13 protein-coding genes are annotated in these 15,113 nt (G+C 72.5%); 8 read left to right on the forward strand and 5 right to left on the reverse strand.

The genetic code is table 11. The features are described 5' to 3' along the window. Positions 1-12 precede the first annotated feature (12 nt). Positions 13-1,245, forward strand: a complete 1,233-nt coding sequence (gene xseA, locus Sdagh_RS14530) for an exodeoxyribonuclease VII large subunit (protein ID WP_190077511.1) — start codon at positions 13-15, stop codon at positions 1,243-1,245. Beyond that, entirely contained in the window at positions 1,242-1,499 is a 258-nt protein-coding gene (locus tag Sdagh_RS14535) for an exodeoxyribonuclease VII small subunit (protein ID WP_190077512.1), read from the forward strand. The genes xseA and Sdagh_RS14535 overlap by 4 nt, the downstream gene beginning before the upstream one ends. Positions 1,500-1,686: 187 nt before the next feature. On the opposite strand, the gene Sdagh_RS14540 is transcribed toward Sdagh_RS14535, so the two are convergent. Further along, positions 1,687-2,085: a hypothetical protein gene (locus Sdagh_RS14540; protein ID WP_189415395.1), complete on the reverse strand. Its 399-nt coding sequence runs from the start codon at positions 2,083-2,085 to the stop codon at positions 1,687-1,689. Between the two features lie 393 nt (positions 2,086-2,478). Between Sdagh_RS14540 and Sdagh_RS14545 the strand changes: the two genes are divergently transcribed. After that, positions 2,479-3,069 carry a malonic semialdehyde reductase gene (locus tag Sdagh_RS14545; RefSeq protein WP_189415397.1) on the forward strand — a complete coding sequence of 197 codons (591 nt, stop codon included), beginning with the start codon at positions 2,479-2,481 and terminating at the stop codon, positions 3,067-3,069. 52 nt (positions 3,070-3,121) lie between these two features. Here Sdagh_RS14545 and Sdagh_RS14550 read toward each other — a convergent pair whose 3' ends face one another. After that, a complete protein-coding gene (locus Sdagh_RS14550; RefSeq protein ID WP_189415399.1) occupies positions 3,122-3,655 on the reverse strand; it encodes a DUF4245 domain-containing protein in 534 nt (177 codons plus the stop codon). A gap of 125 nt (positions 3,656-3,780) precedes the next feature. On the opposite strand from Sdagh_RS14550, the gene glpX reads away from it, so the two are divergent. After that, on the forward strand, positions 3,781-4,815 hold the full coding sequence (glpX, locus tag Sdagh_RS14555) for a class II fructose-bisphosphatase (RefSeq protein WP_189415401.1): 1,035 nt from the start codon (positions 3,781-3,783) through the stop codon (positions 4,813-4,815). Between the two features lie 111 nt (positions 4,816-4,926). On the opposite strand, the gene Sdagh_RS14560 is transcribed toward glpX, so the two are convergent. Together Sdagh_RS14560 and Sdagh_RS14565 are read right to left on the reverse strand one after the other, a co-directional pair. Continuing rightward, positions 4,927-5,304, reverse strand: a complete 378-nt coding sequence (locus Sdagh_RS14560; RefSeq protein ID WP_189415403.1) for a WhiB family transcriptional regulator — start codon at positions 5,302-5,304, stop codon at positions 4,927-4,929. Between the two features lie 108 nt (positions 5,305-5,412). Next, complete coding sequence (locus tag Sdagh_RS14565; RefSeq protein ID WP_190077513.1) at positions 5,413-6,102, reverse strand: DUF1707 SHOCT-like domain-containing protein; 690 nt, start codon at positions 6,100-6,102, stop codon at positions 5,413-5,415. Between the two features lie 163 nt (positions 6,103-6,265). Here Sdagh_RS14565 and Sdagh_RS14570 point away from each other — a divergent pair, with 163 nt between their 5' ends. The 4 genes from Sdagh_RS14570 to Sdagh_RS14585 all read left to right on the forward strand — a co-directional run bounded on the left by Sdagh_RS14570 (position 6,266) and on the right by Sdagh_RS14585 (position 12,562). Further along, positions 6,266-7,942, forward strand: coding sequence for a fumarate hydratase (locus Sdagh_RS14570; RefSeq protein WP_306887332.1), 1,677 nt, complete (start codon positions 6,266-6,268; stop codon positions 7,940-7,942). A 111-nt stretch (positions 7,943-8,053) separates the two neighbouring features. Beyond that, entirely contained in the window at positions 8,054-9,439 is a 1,386-nt protein-coding gene (locus tag Sdagh_RS14575) for a class II fumarate hydratase (RefSeq protein WP_190077514.1), read from the forward strand. 95 nt (positions 9,440-9,534) lie between these two features. Beyond that, the gene (fomD, locus tag Sdagh_RS14580) at positions 9,535-10,230 is read left to right on the forward strand and encodes a cytidylyl-2-hydroxypropylphosphonate hydrolase (RefSeq protein WP_189415411.1); all 696 of its coding nucleotides are present in this window, start codon (positions 9,535-9,537) and stop codon (positions 10,228-10,230) included. 280 nt (positions 10,231-10,510) lie between these two features. After that, on the forward strand, positions 10,511-12,562 hold the full coding sequence (locus tag Sdagh_RS14585; RefSeq protein ID WP_190077515.1) for an ATP-binding SpoIIE family protein phosphatase: 2,052 nt from the start codon (positions 10,511-10,513) through the stop codon (positions 12,560-12,562). Positions 12,563-12,641: 79 nt separating this feature from the next. On the opposite strand, the gene Sdagh_RS14590 is transcribed toward Sdagh_RS14585, so the two are convergent. Beyond that, complete coding sequence (locus tag Sdagh_RS14590; RefSeq protein WP_189415415.1) at positions 12,642-14,942, reverse strand: transglycosylase domain-containing protein; 2,301 nt, start codon at positions 14,940-14,942, stop codon at positions 12,642-12,644. Positions 14,943-15,113 lie beyond the last annotated feature (171 nt).

Consider the following 15,113-nt stretch of genomic DNA (forward strand, 5'->3'; position numbering starts at 1 on the left):
TACGCTCGCGGCATGGCTGTGCACACGAGTCCGGAGTCGCCGCTGCCCGTCGGGGAGGTGTCGCGGCTGATCGGGAGCTGGATCGACCGGCTCGGGGCGATCTGGGTGGAGGGGCAGATCACCCAGTTGTCGCGGCGGCCGGGCGCGGGGGTGGTGTTCCTGACCCTGCGCGACCCGTCGCACGACATCTCGGTGAGCGTGACCTGTTACCGGCAGGTCTTCGAGGCGGTCGCGGACGTCGTCGGGGAGGGCGCCCGGGTCGTCGTCCGGGCCAAGCCGGAGTGGTACGCGCCGCGCGGGCAGCTGTCGCTGCGCGCCGCCGAGATCAAGCCGGTCGGTGTCGGGGAGCTGCTGGCCCGCCTGGAGCAGCTGAAGAAGGCGCTGGCGCGGGAGGGCCTGTTCGCGCCGGAGCGCAAGAAGCCGCTGCCGTTCCTGCCCCAGCTCATCGGCCTGGTCTGCGGGCGTGCCTCGGCCGCCGAGCGGGACGTCCTGGAGAACGCCCGGCACCGCTGGCCCGCCGTCCGCTTCGAGGTGCGCAACGTGGCGGTGCAGGGCGTGCACGCGGTGCCGCAGGTCGTCCAGGCCGTGAAGGAGCTGGACGACCTGGACGAGGTGGACGTGATCGTCGTGGCGCGCGGCGGCGGCAGCGTGGAGGATTTGCTGCCGTTCTCCGACGAGCAGCTCGTCCGGGTGGTCGCCCAGTGCCGTACGCCGGTGGTCTCGGCCATCGGCCACGAGCCGGACAACCCGCTCCTCGACCACGTGGCCGACGTGCGCGCCTCCACGCCGACCGACGCGGCGAAGAAGGTGGTGCCGGACGTCGGCGAGGAGCACGAGCGGGTACGGCTGCTGCGGGACCGCGCGCGGCGCTGCGTGGCGGCGTACCTCGACCGGGAGGAGCGGGGGCTGGCCCACGCGCTGGCCCGGCCGTCGATACAGGACCCGCACCGGATGGTCGACGAGCGCGACGGGCAGGTCACCGCGCTGCTGGAGCGGGGCCGGCGCACCCTGCGCCACCAGCTGGACCGCGCGGACTCGGAGCTGACGCACACCCGCGCGCGCGTGGTGGCCCTCTCCCCCGCCGCGACCCTGAAGCGGGGGTACGCGGTGCTCCAGCGGGCCGACGGCCACGCCGTCCGGGACCCCGCCGAGGTGACCGAGGGCGAGACGCTGCGCGCACGGGTCGCCGAGGGCGACTTCTCCGTGCGGACGCTGTCCGGATCGACGCATAGGGTGAGTGGATGACCAGCGAGGTGGAGCAGACGGCGGCCCGTACCGAGGCGCTCGGCTACGAGCAGGCCCGGGACGAGCTGATCGAGGTCGTACGGCGGCTGGAGGCGGGCGGTACGACGCTGGAGGAGTCCCTCGCCCTGTGGGAGCGGGGCGAGGAACTGGCGAGGGTCTGCCGCCGCTGGCTGGACGGCGCCCGCGCCCGCCTGGACGCCGCGCTGGCGGAGGAGGCGGAGGCGGGGGACGGGGACGCGGAGGGGGACTCCTAGGGCCTGTCGTTCGGATCACGCCGCGGACGCGGGGCCTGGAAGGCACAGCCGATTCCCCGCGACCTGATCCGGACGACCGTCCCAGGGAGCGGGGCTCCCCGGGACGGTTCTCCGGGGCTCCGGCTCGGTGGCACCGGCCCCGGTCCAAGAGACCTCCCTCCCCGCCGGCTCCGTCACTCCGGGGCGGTCACCAGGTGTAGCTGCCGCTGCTGGAGTAGCGCGGTGTCCCGCCCGCGCCGTCCTGCACCCAGACCGTGTACGAGACCACGGCACCGCTGCGGGGCGTCGGGTAGAGGCTCTGCCCGGAGCTGCAGGACCCGTAGCCCGCCGTGGTCTGCAGATTGAGGGTCTGCCCGCCGTAGCGGACCGTCGCCTTGGCCCGCATGCCGTCGGAAGCGTCGTCACAGACCTCCCAGACGCCGCCCGCCCAGCGGTCGAGGTAGAGCGTGGCCGAACCGTTCGTCGTGCTCTCGCACACGTCGTAGCCGCATGCCGCGGCCCCGGCGCCGGCCGCGTGGACCTGTGTGGCCGCGAGGCCCACGGCCAGCGCCGCTCCGGCGGTCGTGATGATCAGTCGGGATCTCATACGTCTTCTCCTCGTGGCCGATGCCTGGGCCGGGACCGGCCGGCGGCGCTGGGTGGCCGCGGCCCGTCCCGTCGGCCACCGAGACTGCCGAGGCGAGCGGGGGGAGGACAACGGCAACGGGCTGTCCCGGACAGCCCGCCGGCGTCCGGGCCGGTCAGCGCGTGTCCGGATCGTGTCCGGGGGACGTACGGACGGGGACGGGGCCCCGGCTGCGGCGGGCCGGGAGGAGGCCGGCACGGCGGCCTCCTCCCCGGCGGTCGCCTGCCGCGTCCGCACTCCGAACCGTTGTTGAACTTTGAACTTCTTTGGCGTACGGTCTCCCCGTCAACGGATCTCCGCCGGCGGACCCCCCGTCGCCCCGGGACCCGCCGCACCATTCGAGGAAGATGACGCATGTCTCTCGTTCTTGACCCCGCCGCCCAGGACCTGCTGTTCCGCGAGGCCCGCACCGCGAACACCTTCACCGACGAGCCGGTGACCGAGGAGCAGGTGCAGGCGATCTACGACCTGGTCAAGTACGGCCCCACCGCCTTCAACCAGTCCCCGCTGCGCGTCACGCTGGTCCGCTCCCCCGAGGCCCGCGAGCGCCTGGTGAAGCTCATGTCCGAGGGCAACGCCCCGAAGACCGCCACCGCGCCGCTGGTCGCCATCCTCTCCGCGGACAACGAGTTCCACCAGGAGCTGCCGGCCCTCTTCCCGCACTTCCCGCAGGCCAAGGACGCGTTCTTCTCCGAGCGCGCCGTCCGGGAGAACTCCGCGACGCTCAACGCCACCCTCCAGGCCGGGTACTTCATCCTCGGCATCCGGGCCGCGGGCCTCGCCGCCGGTCCGATGACCGGCTTCGACTACGAGGGCGTCCGCAAGGAGTTCCTGGACGACGACCACACCCCGCTGATGATCGTCAACATCGGCAAGCCCGGCCCCGACGCCTGGTTCCCGCGCTCCCCGCGGCTGGCGTACGACGAGGTCGTCACCACCGTCTGAGCGGCACGACCGACGCGGCCCCGGCATCCTCGGACGCCGGGGCCGCGCCCTGTCACGACAGCTTCAGCGCCGCCGCCATCGTCGTCAGCTGGCCGAACGGACCGGTGCCGGCCACCACCGTGGTCGCGCCCTTCACGCCGTCGGTGTCCTTCAGCACCAGGGCGTCGTAGCGGCCGCCCTCGTAGCGCGTCCAGGACCGGCCGCCGATCTCCTCGGTGACGCCGGTCGCCCTCGCGCCCTGGCTCGCCTCGTCGATGAACGCCGAGGGCTTCTGCGTCGACTGCTGGACCTGCACGTACTGGTCGCCCGGGGTGTGGAAGCCCAGGTGCCAGGTGTCGTGCTCGGCGCCCCGGTAGCGGACCGACGTCGCCTTCCACTCCTTCGGCAGCCCCTCGGGCGCGGCCACCGGGTACGGGGCGGCGCGGCGGGCGGTGAGCAGCTCGACCCGGTAGTCGACGCGCCGGAGATCGGGCTCCTTGTCGTCGTGCGGGACGAAGGCCCACATGACGAGGCCCGCCAGGACGGTGACGCCCAGCGAGTAGATCATGTTCCGCGCGGTCTTCTGCTTGCCGTTTCTGCCTGCCACGCCTTCTATCGTCGCAGGTACCCGGCGCGCTCATCCGTGGGGTCCCCTGCTCATTTAGTAGGACTAACGATAGAGTCATGGTCATACCCTCATCCGGCCGTCGTCGTACAGAAAGGTGCGTTTCGATGACCGAGCATCATCATCTTCCGTCCGAACTGGACGTGCCCGCCGAGGCCCCCGACCGCAACCTCGCCATGGAGCTGGTCCGGGTGACCGAGGCCGCGGCGATGGCCGCGGGCCGCTGGGTCGGGCGCGGCGACAAGAACGGCGCGGACGGCGCCGCGGTGCGCGCCATGCGGACCCTCGTCCAGACCGTGTCGATGAACGGCGTCGTCGTCATCGGCGAAGGGGAGAAGGACGAGGCCCCGATGCTCTTCAACGGCGAGCGGGTCGGCGACGGCACCGGCGCCGAGGTAGACATCGCGGTCGACCCGATCGACGGCACCACGCTCACCGCGAACGGCATGACCAACGCGATCGCGGTGCTGGCGGCGGCCGAGCGGGGCTCGATGTTCGACCCGTCCGCCGTCTTCTACATGGACAAGCTGGTCACCGGCCCCGAGGCGGCCGACTTCGTCGACATCAACGCGCCCGTCGCGGTCAACATCCGCCGGGTCGCCAAGGCGAAGCGGGTCACGCCGGAGGACGTCACCGTCGTCATCCTGGACCGGCCCCGGCACCAGGGCCTCATCCAGGAGGTCCGGGAGACCGGCGCCCGCATCAAGCTCATTTCCGACGGCGATGTGGCCGGGTCGATCCTGGCGCTGCGCGAGGGCACCGGCATCGACCTGCTGCTCGGGATCGGCGGTACGCCCGAGGGGATCATCTCGGCCTGTGCGGTGAAGTGCCTGGGCGGCACGATCCAGGGCAGGCTCTGGCCGAAGGACGACGCGGAGCGGCGGCGGGCGCTGGACGCGGGGCACGACCTGGACCGGGTGCTGACCACCGAGGACCTGGTGACCGGGGAGAACGTGTTCTTCGTCGCGACCGGGATCACGGACGGGGAGCTGCTGCGGGGGGTGCGGTACCGGTCGCAGACGGCGACGACCGACTCCATCGTGATGCGGTCGAAGTCGGGGACGGTGCGGCGGATCGACTCCGAGCACCGGCTGAGCAAGCTGCGGGCGTACAGCGCGGTGGACTTCGACCGGGCGAAGTGACGCCGTCGGCGGGACGGGGCGCCTGAGGTCCGGGGGCACTCCCCCGGTCCCGGCGGCCGTCCTCGCGGCGACGGCCCGGGCACCCTCTGTGCGGAGAGGGTGCCCTCTCGGCTAACCGGCCGCCGCTATGCGGCCCGCCGGGCGGGCGGTCTTCTTCAGTTCCAGGTCGCGGCGTCGCCGGCGGGCCAGGACCACGCGGCGCTCGGCCGCGGTCAGGCCGCCCCAGACTCCGTAGGGCTCCGGCTGGAGCAGCGCGTGCTCCCGGCACTCCACCATCACCGGACAGCGCGCGCAGACACGCTTGGCCGCCTCCTCGCGGGAGAGCCGGGCGGCGGTGGGTTCCTTCGAGGGTGCGAAGAACAGGCCCGCCTCGTCGCGCCGGCACACCGCCTCGGTGTGCCAGGGGGCGTCCTGGTCCCGGTCTCGCGCCGGCACCCGCTGGGCCGGAACGGCGGCTACCTGCAGGGACGAAGGCGGCGGTTGCAGCACGGTCCACTCCTGACGACGGCTTCGCGAGCGAGAGACGATGCAGCAAGCCTTACCCGCTGTACGCGCGCCTATGCACTGGGTCCCGAACCGCCGGAGGCAACCGCCCGCCTACAGATGCTTGCGCACATGCCGGTCGACCGTGCGCTGCACCCGGTGCAGGATGTCCTCGATCAGCCGGCCCCGCTTCGGGCGGGCCTCGACGCTGCCCAGGACCGCCCAGCCGTCGACGAGGACCACGGGCGCCTCGGGCTCGGCCGAGTCGGCGGTGTCGACCTCGAAGCTGCCGAGCACGGCACCGCCCGCGCCGCGCAGCGTCACGTTCTCCGGGACGCGGACGTCGACGCTGCCGAAGACCGAGAACGCCTTGATCACCACCTGCTGGTACTCGAAGACCGCCTCGCTGAGGTCGATCTCGACGCTGCCGAACACCGCGTAGACGTGGATACGGCGGCCCGCGCGGCGGCGGCCCTTGCGGACGGCGGCGCCGAACACCGCCACCACGTTGTCGTCGGGCTCGGCGGGGAGCGCGCCGGGCGCGGGGTGGAACGGCGCGGCGGCGGGCGCCGAGCGCCGCTGGTGGGCGGCGGGCAGGTCCCGTACGAAGACGTCGAGTTCACCGACGGTCTTCGCGGACAGCACGCCCCCGACGCGCTCGGCGTGCTCGTCGGCGGTCAGGCGGCCCTCCGCGAGGGCCTCGCGCAGCATGTCGGCGATGCGGTCGCGGTCGGCGTCCGAGGCACGCAGATCGGTGGCGGGCGGGGCGGCGTCCTGCTGCGGCGCGTGCTGGTGAAGGTCCACGGCAGCAGCGTACCGAAACGCGATAGATCGCGACCAGACCCCGGCGGCCCTGATCACCGGGGACCGCATCACTGAGGACAACCTCACAAGCCCGGCGTCAGCGGCAGGTTCTACGCTGGTGGACGCTGCCAATGGAGGCCAGCGGCCGTCTGTCGAGTGAGGAATGGGCGAGATGCCTGAGTTCGCGTACACCGATCTGCTCCCCCAGGGAGAGGACACCACCCCCTACCGGCTGGTGACCTCCGAGGGTGTCTCCACCTTCGAGGCCGACGGGCGGACCTTCCTCAAGGTGGAGCCGGAGGCGCTGCGCAGGCTGGCCGAGGAGGCCGTCCACGACATCCAGCACTATCTGCGCCCGGCCCACCTCGCCCAGCTGCGCCGGATCATCGACGACCCGGAGGCATCGTCCAACGACAAGTTCGTCGCCCTGGACCTGCTGAAGAACGCGAACATCGCGGCGGCGGGCGTGCTGCCCATGTGCCAGGACACCGGGACGGCGATCGTCATGGGCAAGCGCGGGCAGAACGTGCTGACCGAGGGCGGCGACGAGGAGGCCCTGAGCCGGGGCATCTACGACGCGTACAAGAACCTGAACCTGCGCTACTCGCAGATGGCGCCGCTGACCATGTGGGAGGAGAAGAACACCGGCTCCAACCTCCCGGCGCAGATCGAGCTGTACGCGACCGACGGCGGCGCGTACAAGTTCCTCTTCATGGCGAAGGGCGGCGGCTCCGCCAACAAGTCGTTCCTGTACCAGGAGACCAAGGCGGTCCTGAACGAGACCTCCATGATGAAGTTCCTGGAGGAGAAGATCCGTTCGCTCGGCACGGCGGCCTGCCCGCCGTACCACCTGGCGATCGTGGTCGGCGGCACGTCGGCGGAGTTCGCGCTCAAGACCGCCAAGTACGCCTCCGCGCACTACCTGGACAACCTGCCGGCCGAGGGCTCGCCGCTGGGCAACGGCTTCCGGGACCAGGAGCTGGAGGAGAAGGTCTTCGAGCTGACGCAGAAGATCGGCATCGGGGCGCAGTTCGGCGGCAAGTACTTCTGCCACGACGTCCGGGTCGTCCGCCTGCCCCGGCACGGCGCGTCCTGCCCGGTCGCGATCGCCGTGTCCTGCTCGGCCGACCGGCAGGCCGTCGCGAAGATCACCGCCGAGGGCGTCTTCCTGGAGCAGCTGGAGACCGACCCGGCGCGGTTCCTGCCGGAGACGACGGACGAACAGCTCGACGAGGCCGGCGACGTCGTCAGGATCGACCTGAACCAGCCGATGGAGGCGATCCTCGCCGAGCTGACCAAGTACCCGGTCAAGACCCGGCTCTCGCTGACCGGTCCGCTGGTCGTGGCCCGCGACATCGCGCACGCCAAGATCAAGGAGCGGCTGGACGCGGGTGAGGAGATGCCGCAGTACCTGAAGGACCACCCGGTGTACTACGCCGGTCCGGCGAAGACGCCGGAAGGGTACGCGTCCGGCTCCTTCGGCCCCACGACCGCCGGGCGGATGGACTCCTACGTCGAGCAGTTCCAGGCGGCGGGCGGCTCCAAGGTGATGCTGGCCAAGGGCAACCGGTCGAAGCAGGTCACGGACGCGTGCGCGGCGCACGGCGGGTTCTACCTCGGTTCCATCGGCGGCCCGGCGGCGCGGCTCGCCCAGGACTGCATCAAGAAGGTGGAGGTCGTGGAGTACGAGGAGCTGGGGATGGAGGCGGTCTGGAGGATCGAGGTCGAGGACTTCCCGGCGTTCGTGGTCGTCGACGACAAGGGGAACGACTTCTTCCAGGACCCGGCCCCGCAGCCCACGTTCACGAGCATTCCGGTACGGGGACCGGGGCTGGCGTAAGGGCCTGCCCGACGGGGGCGGAGCGCCGCGCCCTGCCCCCGCTCCCCCCCACTCGGCCCAGCGGCGCCCCTCCCCCGGAACAACCCGCCCGCCCCGTTCGCTGTACCCGGTATGAGCGACTACCGCATCGAGCACGACTCCATGGGCGAGGTCCGTGTCCCCGCCCACGCCAAGTGGCGGGCCCAGACCCAGCGGGCCGTGGAGAACTTCCCCGTCTCCGGGCAGCGCATCGAGCGCGCGCACATCGAGGCGCTGGCCCGGATCAAGGGCGCGGCGGCGAAGGTCAACGCCGAGCTGGGGGTGCTGGACCAGGAGATCGCGGAGGCGATCCGCTCGGCGGCGGCCGAGGTCGCCGAGGGCGCGTGGGATGAGCACTTCCCGGTGGACGTCTTCCAGACGGGCTCCGGCACCTCGTCCAACATGAACACCAACGAGGTCATCGCCACCCTCGCCACCGAGCGCCTCGGCCGGGACGTGCACCCGAACGACCACGTCAACGCCTCCCAGTCGTCCAACGACGTCTTCCCCTCCTCGATCCACATCGCCGCGACCGCCGCCGTCAGCCGGGACCTGATCCCGGCGCTGGAGCACCTCGCCGCGTCCCTCACCGCCAAGTCCGAGGAGTTCGCCGACGTCGTCAAGTCGGGGCGGACGCACCTGATGGACGCGACCCCGGTGACGCTGGGGCAGGAGTTCGGCGGGTACGCGGCCCAGGTGCGGTACGGCGTGGAGCGGCTGCGTGCCTCCCTGCCCCGGCTCGCCGAACTGCCGCTGGGCGGCACGGCGGTCGGCACCGGCATCAACACCCCGCCCGGCTTCTCCGCCGCCGTCATCGCGGAGGTGGCCCGCGCGACCGGGCTGCCGCTGACCGAGGCCCGCGACCACTTCGAGGCGCAGGGCGCCCGGGACGGCATCGTGGAGACCAGCGGGCAGCTGCGGACCATCGCGGTCGGCCTGACGAAGATCGCCAACGACCTGCGGTGGATGTCCTCCGGCCCCCGCACCGGCCTCGCCGAGATCTCGCTGCCCGACCTCCAGCCGGGGTCGTCCATCATGCCGGGCAAGGTGAACCCGGTCATCCCGGAGGCGGTGCTGATGGTCGCCGCGCAGGTGATCGGCAACGACGCCACCGTGGCGACGGCGGGCGCGGCCGGCAACTTCGAGCTGAACGTGATGCTGCCGGTCATCGCGAAGAACGTGCTGGAGTCGATCCGGCTGCTCGCCAACGTCTCCCGGCTGCTCGCCGACCGGACCGTGGACGGCGTCGTCGCCCACCGCGAGCGGGCCCGCGAGTACGCCGAGTCCTCGCCGTCCGTGGTCACGCCGCTGAACAAGTACCTCGGGTACGAGGAGGCCGCCAAGGTCGCCAAGAAGGCGCTGGCCGAGCGGAAGACGATCCGTCAGGTCGTCGTCGAGGGCGGGTACGTGGAGCGCGGCGACCTCACCGAGGAGCAGCTCGACGAGGCCCTCGATGTCCTGCGCATGACCCGCCCGTGACCGGCACGTCACGCCGGACGGCACGTGCGGGGAACGCTCCGGCCGGCGTGACGGATGCCGCAGCGCGGGTGGTCCGCGGCACCTAATATCTGTCCATGGCAGACGGTGAAGCGGTGAGCACAGCGGCACGAGGGCACGGGCCGGCGGCGTTCTGGACCCCCGGCAGCCAGATCCTGTGGCGGTACCGGGAGAACGGCGGCCCGCACCTCCACATCGCCCGCCCCGTCACCGTCGTACGCGACGACCCCGACCTGCTCGCCGTCTGGCTGGCTCCCGGCACCGAGTGCGTGAAGCCGGTGATGGCGGACGGCACGCCCCCGCACCGGGAGCCGCTGGCCTCCCGCTACACCCGGCCCCGGACCGTGGCGCACGGCCGCTGGCTCGGGACCGGGGTGCTGAAACTGGCCAGACCCGGCGAGCCCTGGTCGGTGTGGCTGTTCTGGGAGTCGGGCTGGCGGTTCAAGAACTGGTACGTGAACCTGGAGGAGCCGCTGGCCCGGTGGTCGGGGGGCGTCGACTCCGAGGACCACTTCCTGGACATCTCCGTCCACCCGGACCGCAGTTGGCACTGGCGGGACGAGGACGAGTTCGCGCAGGCCCAGCGGGACGGGCTGATGGACGCGGCGCTCGCCGCGCGGGTGCGGGAGGCCGGGCGGGCCGCGGTGGAGGTGATCCGCGCCTGGGGGCCGCCGTACTCGGAGGGCTGGGAGCACTGGCGCCCGGACCCGTCGTGGCCGGTACCGGACCTTCCGGCGGACTGGGATCGCACGCCCGCGCACGTGTCCTCATGAGACCCTTGATGTGCCCCCGGGCATGAAACGTAGGATCGTCCTCCGCAAGGGCTCGCGGTGGCAACAGGCGTGGCACACGCAGGGCTTGACCGAACGTCACCGAGGGGCGGCAGGACGTGAGCGAGGGGTACGAGGGCGACGCCGGTACGGACCGCGGCCGGCCCGGCAGCGGTCCAGGAACAGCCTCTGACCGCGCGGAAAATCCGTTCCCGGGGCGTGTGTTCCGGGTATCGGGACTTCTGCGGGACGAACTGCACGTGCGGCGCGCAGTCGCGGACGGATGGATTCGACACGCGTGACGGAGCACCCGATCTCCTTCGAGCGCCCCCAGGCGGGCGCCGACCCCACGGACCCCCGCGGGGCGCTGTTGCACACCCCGGTCCCGCCGCGGGCCCCGGACGGCGCGCCGCCGGCGCAGGACCGCTCCGGGGACACGCCGGCGCCGCCGGCCGCCGGCGGGGACGCCGCCGGCGTCTCGGAGCACGCCCAGCCGGGCGCCGAGGACCCGGCCGGACCCGACGCCCACCGGCCCCGGCCGGTCCCGGTGCCGGAGGGCGGGGCCGGTCAGCCGGCCGTCCCGGAGCGGCGCAGCGGCCGGCCCCGGCCGCCGGGGCAGCCCACGCCGATGCGGCGGGACGGGGACCGGCTGCGGTTCGTCGGCGCCGCCACCCGGCGGATCGCCCGCGGCATGGACCTCGACGAGATCGTGATGGGGCTGTGCCGGGCGACCGTGCCCACGTTCGCCGACGCGATCCTGGTCTATCTGCGCGAGCCGCTGCCGGTCGGCGACGAGCGGCCCACCGGTCCGCTGGTGCTGCGGCTGCGCCGCACCGACCGGATTCCCGCCGAGCGGGACACCGAGGGCGGGTTCATGCCGCCGGTCCAGCCGGAGCCGACCGAGCTGGACGCGGTCGGCGCGGAGCTGTGCGAGGTGCGGCCGGGCAGTGCGCTGGCGGAGGTGCTGCGCGGGGTGCGCCCGGTGTTCACGGACGCCCCGGCGGCCCGCGCCGCGCTGCCCGAACTCCTGGGCGAGGTCTCCGACTTCGCGGTGCCCGGCGGCCGTCGGGCCATCCTCGCGCCGCTGCGCGGCCGGCGCCGGGTGATCGGCGCCGCGCTGTTCCTGCGCCGCCCGGAGCGGATCGCGTTCGAGGCGGAGGACCTCCTGGTGGCGGCCCAGCTCGCCACGCACAGCGCGCTCGGCATCGACAAGGCGGTGCTGTACGGCCGTGAGGCGTACATCGCCGACGAGTTGCAGCGCACGATGCTCCCGGAGAACCTGCCGCGCTGCACCGGCGTCCGGCTGGCCTCCCGCTACCTCCCGGCCGCGGAGACCGCCCGGGTCGGCGGTGACTGGTACGACGCGATCCCGCTGCCCGGCAGCCGGGTCGCCCTGGTGGTCGGGGACGTGATGGGGCACTCCATGACGTCGGCGGCCATCATGGGCCAGCTCCGTACCACCGCGCAGACCCTGGCGGGCCTCGACCTGCCGCCGCAGGAGGTCCTGCACCACCTCGACGAGCAGGCCCAGCGGCTGGGCACCGATCGCATGGCGACCTGCCTCTACGCGGTCTACGACCCGGTGTCGCACCGCATCACCATCGCCAACGCCGGCCATCCGCCGCCCGTCCTGCTGCACCTGGGCGGCCGGGCCGAGGTGCTGCGGGTGCCGCCGGGCGCCCCGATCGGCGTCGGCGGCGTGGACTTCGAGGCGGTGGAGCTGGACGCGCCCGCCGGGGCCACCCTGCTGCTGTACACGGACGGGCTGGTGGAGTCCCGGCTGCGGGACGTGTGGACCGGCATAGAGCAGTTGCGGGAGAAGCTCGCCGCGACCGCGCAGCTGACCGGCCCGGACCACTCGCCGCCGCTGGAAGCGCTGTGCGACGAGGTGCTGGACATGCTCGGGCCGGGCGACCGGGACGACGACATCGCGCTGCTCGCCGCCCGCTTCGACGGGATCGCGCCGAGCGACGTGGCGTACTGGTACCTGGAGCCGGAGGACGCCGCGCCCGGCCGGGCCCGCCGCCTGGCCCGGCACGCGCTGGCCCGCTGGGGTCTTCAGGAGCTGACCGACTCGGTGGAGCTGCTGGTCAGCGAGGTGGTGACCAACGCGGTGCGGTACGCGACCCGGCCGGTGACCCTGCGGTTGCTGCGGACCGACGTGCTGCGCTGCGAGGTCGGCGACGACGTGCCGCAACTGCCCCGCCTGCGGCAGGCCCGCGCCACCGACGAGGGCGGTCGCGGTCTGTACCTGGTCAACCGTCTGGCCCGGCGCTGGGGCGCGACCCGGCTGAGCACGGGCAAGGTGGTCTGGTTCGAGCTGAACCACGGCTGAGCGGGCGGCGGTCCCGACGGCGCGAGGGGCGCCCGGTGTGCACCGGGCGCCCCTCGCGCCGTCGCCGTCCGTCCGCCGGTCAGCGGTCGTCGTCCAGCCAGCCGCCGCCGTCGTCGTCGCCGGTCTCCTCGCCGCTCGGCGGCGCGGAGGTCGTCTCCTCGCCCGTCGGCGGGGCCGAGGTGGTCTCCTCGCCGGTCGGCGGGGCCGAGGTGGTCTCCTCGTCCGTGGGCGGGGCCGAGGTGGTCTCCTCCTCGCTCGGCGGAGCGCTGGTCGTCTCCTCCGCGGGCGGTGACGAGGTGGTCTCGGTCGGCGGGGCCGAGGTGGTGGGCGCGACCGCCGCGCCCTGCTTGGTGTCCAGGTCGAACGTGCTGGTCTGCGTCATCACGCCGAAGGTGTACGCCGCCCAGATCCGCGCCGGGTACCCGCCGCCGTTGACGCGGTCGTTGCCGCCGGCGCCGTACAGGGGGACCTGGCCGTGGGTCTTGGCGTCCTCGCCGAACAGGCCGACGGAGGTGACGAGGGTGGGGGTGAAACCGGTGAACCAGGCCGACTTGTTGTTGTCGGAGGTGCCCGTCTTGCCCGCCACCTGCTGGCCCCCGCGCAGCGGGTTGTCCCGTACGGACTCCTGGGCCGTGCCGTCGTCGACCACGCCGGTCAGCACGCTGGTCACCGTGTCGGCGGCCTCCCGGCTGATGACCTGGCCGCCGACCGGGTCGGGCAGCTCCACCGCGCGGGAGTTGTGCTCGACGGACTTCACGACGGCCGGGGTGACCTTCTTGCCGTGGTGGTCGAGGGTGGCGTAGACGCCGGCCATCTCCAGGGGGCTCGCGCCCATGCTGCCCAGGGTCTGCGCCGGTACGGCCTCCATGCCCTCGGTGTCCATGCCGAGGTCGCCGGCGACGTCCACCACCCGGTCCATGCCGACGTCGACGCCCATCTGCGCGAAGACGGAGTTGACGGACTTGTTCATGGCGGTCTGTACGGAGATGTCGCCGTAATCGGCGTCGTCCTCGTTCTCGGGGGCGAAGCCGACCTTCACCCCGTCGTCGACGACCGGGCGCTTGCTGGTGCCGTCGTAGATCGTGTTCGCCGTGATCGGCACGCCGTCCTGCGTCTCGGCGTCCTGGTCCACGGCGGCGGCGAGGATGACCGGCTTGAAGGTGGAGGCCGGCTGGTAGTCCTCGCGGGTGGCGTTGTTGACGTAGTGCTTGAGGTAGTCCACGCCGCCGTACATCGCCACGACCGCGCCCGTCTTCGGGTCGACGGAGACCGCGCCGGCCTGGACGTCGGCGTCGACGTCGCGCGCGTCCGGGTCGAGCTTGCCGGTGAGCTGGGCCTTGACGCTCTTCTCCAGCGCGGCCTGCTTCTTCTTCTCGATGTTGAGGGTGATGGTCCAGCCGCCCGCCTCGACCATCGCGGCGGCCTGCTTGGCGTCCTCGGCGGTGCCGTCCGCGACGAGCTGCTTCTCCAGTGTGTCGTTGGCCGCGTCCACCAGGTACCCGGTCTGCCCCTGCATGCCCGCGACACCCCGGGGCTCCTCGGGCACCGGGAACTCGGCGGCCTTCCGGTCGGCGGCGCTCAGCCAGTCCTGCTCGGCCATCTTGTCCAGGACGTAGTTCCAGCGCTCCTTGGCCAGCTTCTTGCCGGTCTCGGTGGCGACCGCCCAGTCGTACTGGCTGGGCGCCTGGAGCAGCGCGGCGAGGTAGGCGCCCTGCGGGACCGTGAGGTCCTCGGCGTCGACCCGGTAGTAGGCCTGGGCGGCGGCCTGGATGCCGTAGGCGCCGCGGCCGTAGTAGCTGGTGTTCAGGTAGCCGGCGAGGATGTAGTCCTTGGACTTCTGCTGGTCCAGCTTCAGGGAGATGACCAGTTCCTTCAGCTTGCGCGTGACGGTCTGGTCCTGGGTGAGGTAGTAGTTCTTGACGTACTGCTGGGTGATGGTCGAGCCGCCCTGCGCGCCCTTGCCGGAGAGGGTGTTGAGCAGACCGCGGGCGGTGCCCTTGACGTCGACGCCGGAGTCCTCGTAGAAGGTCTTGTTCTCGGCGGCGACGAAGGCGTGCTGGACGTCCTTGGGCACCTTGGCGAGGTCGACGATCTCGCGGTTGCGGTCGCCGTCCCGGGTCAGGACCGTGCCGTCGCTGTACTTGTAGACGTTGCTCTGGAGCCGGGCGTCCGCGTTCCCCTCGGGGATCTGGATCATCATGTACAGCACGGCGAAGGCGCCCATGCCGAGCAGGCAGAGCCCGAAGAAGGTCCCGAGGATCTTCTTCCAGGTGAAGAGCCGGCGTATCCGCCCCTTGCCGTCCGCGGCCGGACGGCGGCGCTTGGGCGCGGCGCGGCGACCGCCACGCTGCCGCGCTCTTCTTTCGTCCGCTCGTCCCATGGGCCCGTCTCGCTCCGCTTCGTTCGTGTGTGCTCAGGAGTCACACAGGTTCCGTCAGCAGGTCAGCGTAGAAAGCTAGCACCGCCAGGTATGACAAAGGGTCGCCGATCCAGCCTTTTACGGACGTGACAATCAGCACCCCGTCCACTCGGAACCGACGTCCGGGAGGGG

The sequence above is a fragment of the Streptomyces daghestanicus genome (genome assembly GCF_020521275.1).
In the GTDB taxonomy this organism is placed as follows: domain Bacteria; phylum Actinomycetota; class Actinomycetes; order Streptomycetales; family Streptomycetaceae; genus Streptomyces; species Streptomyces griseoviridis.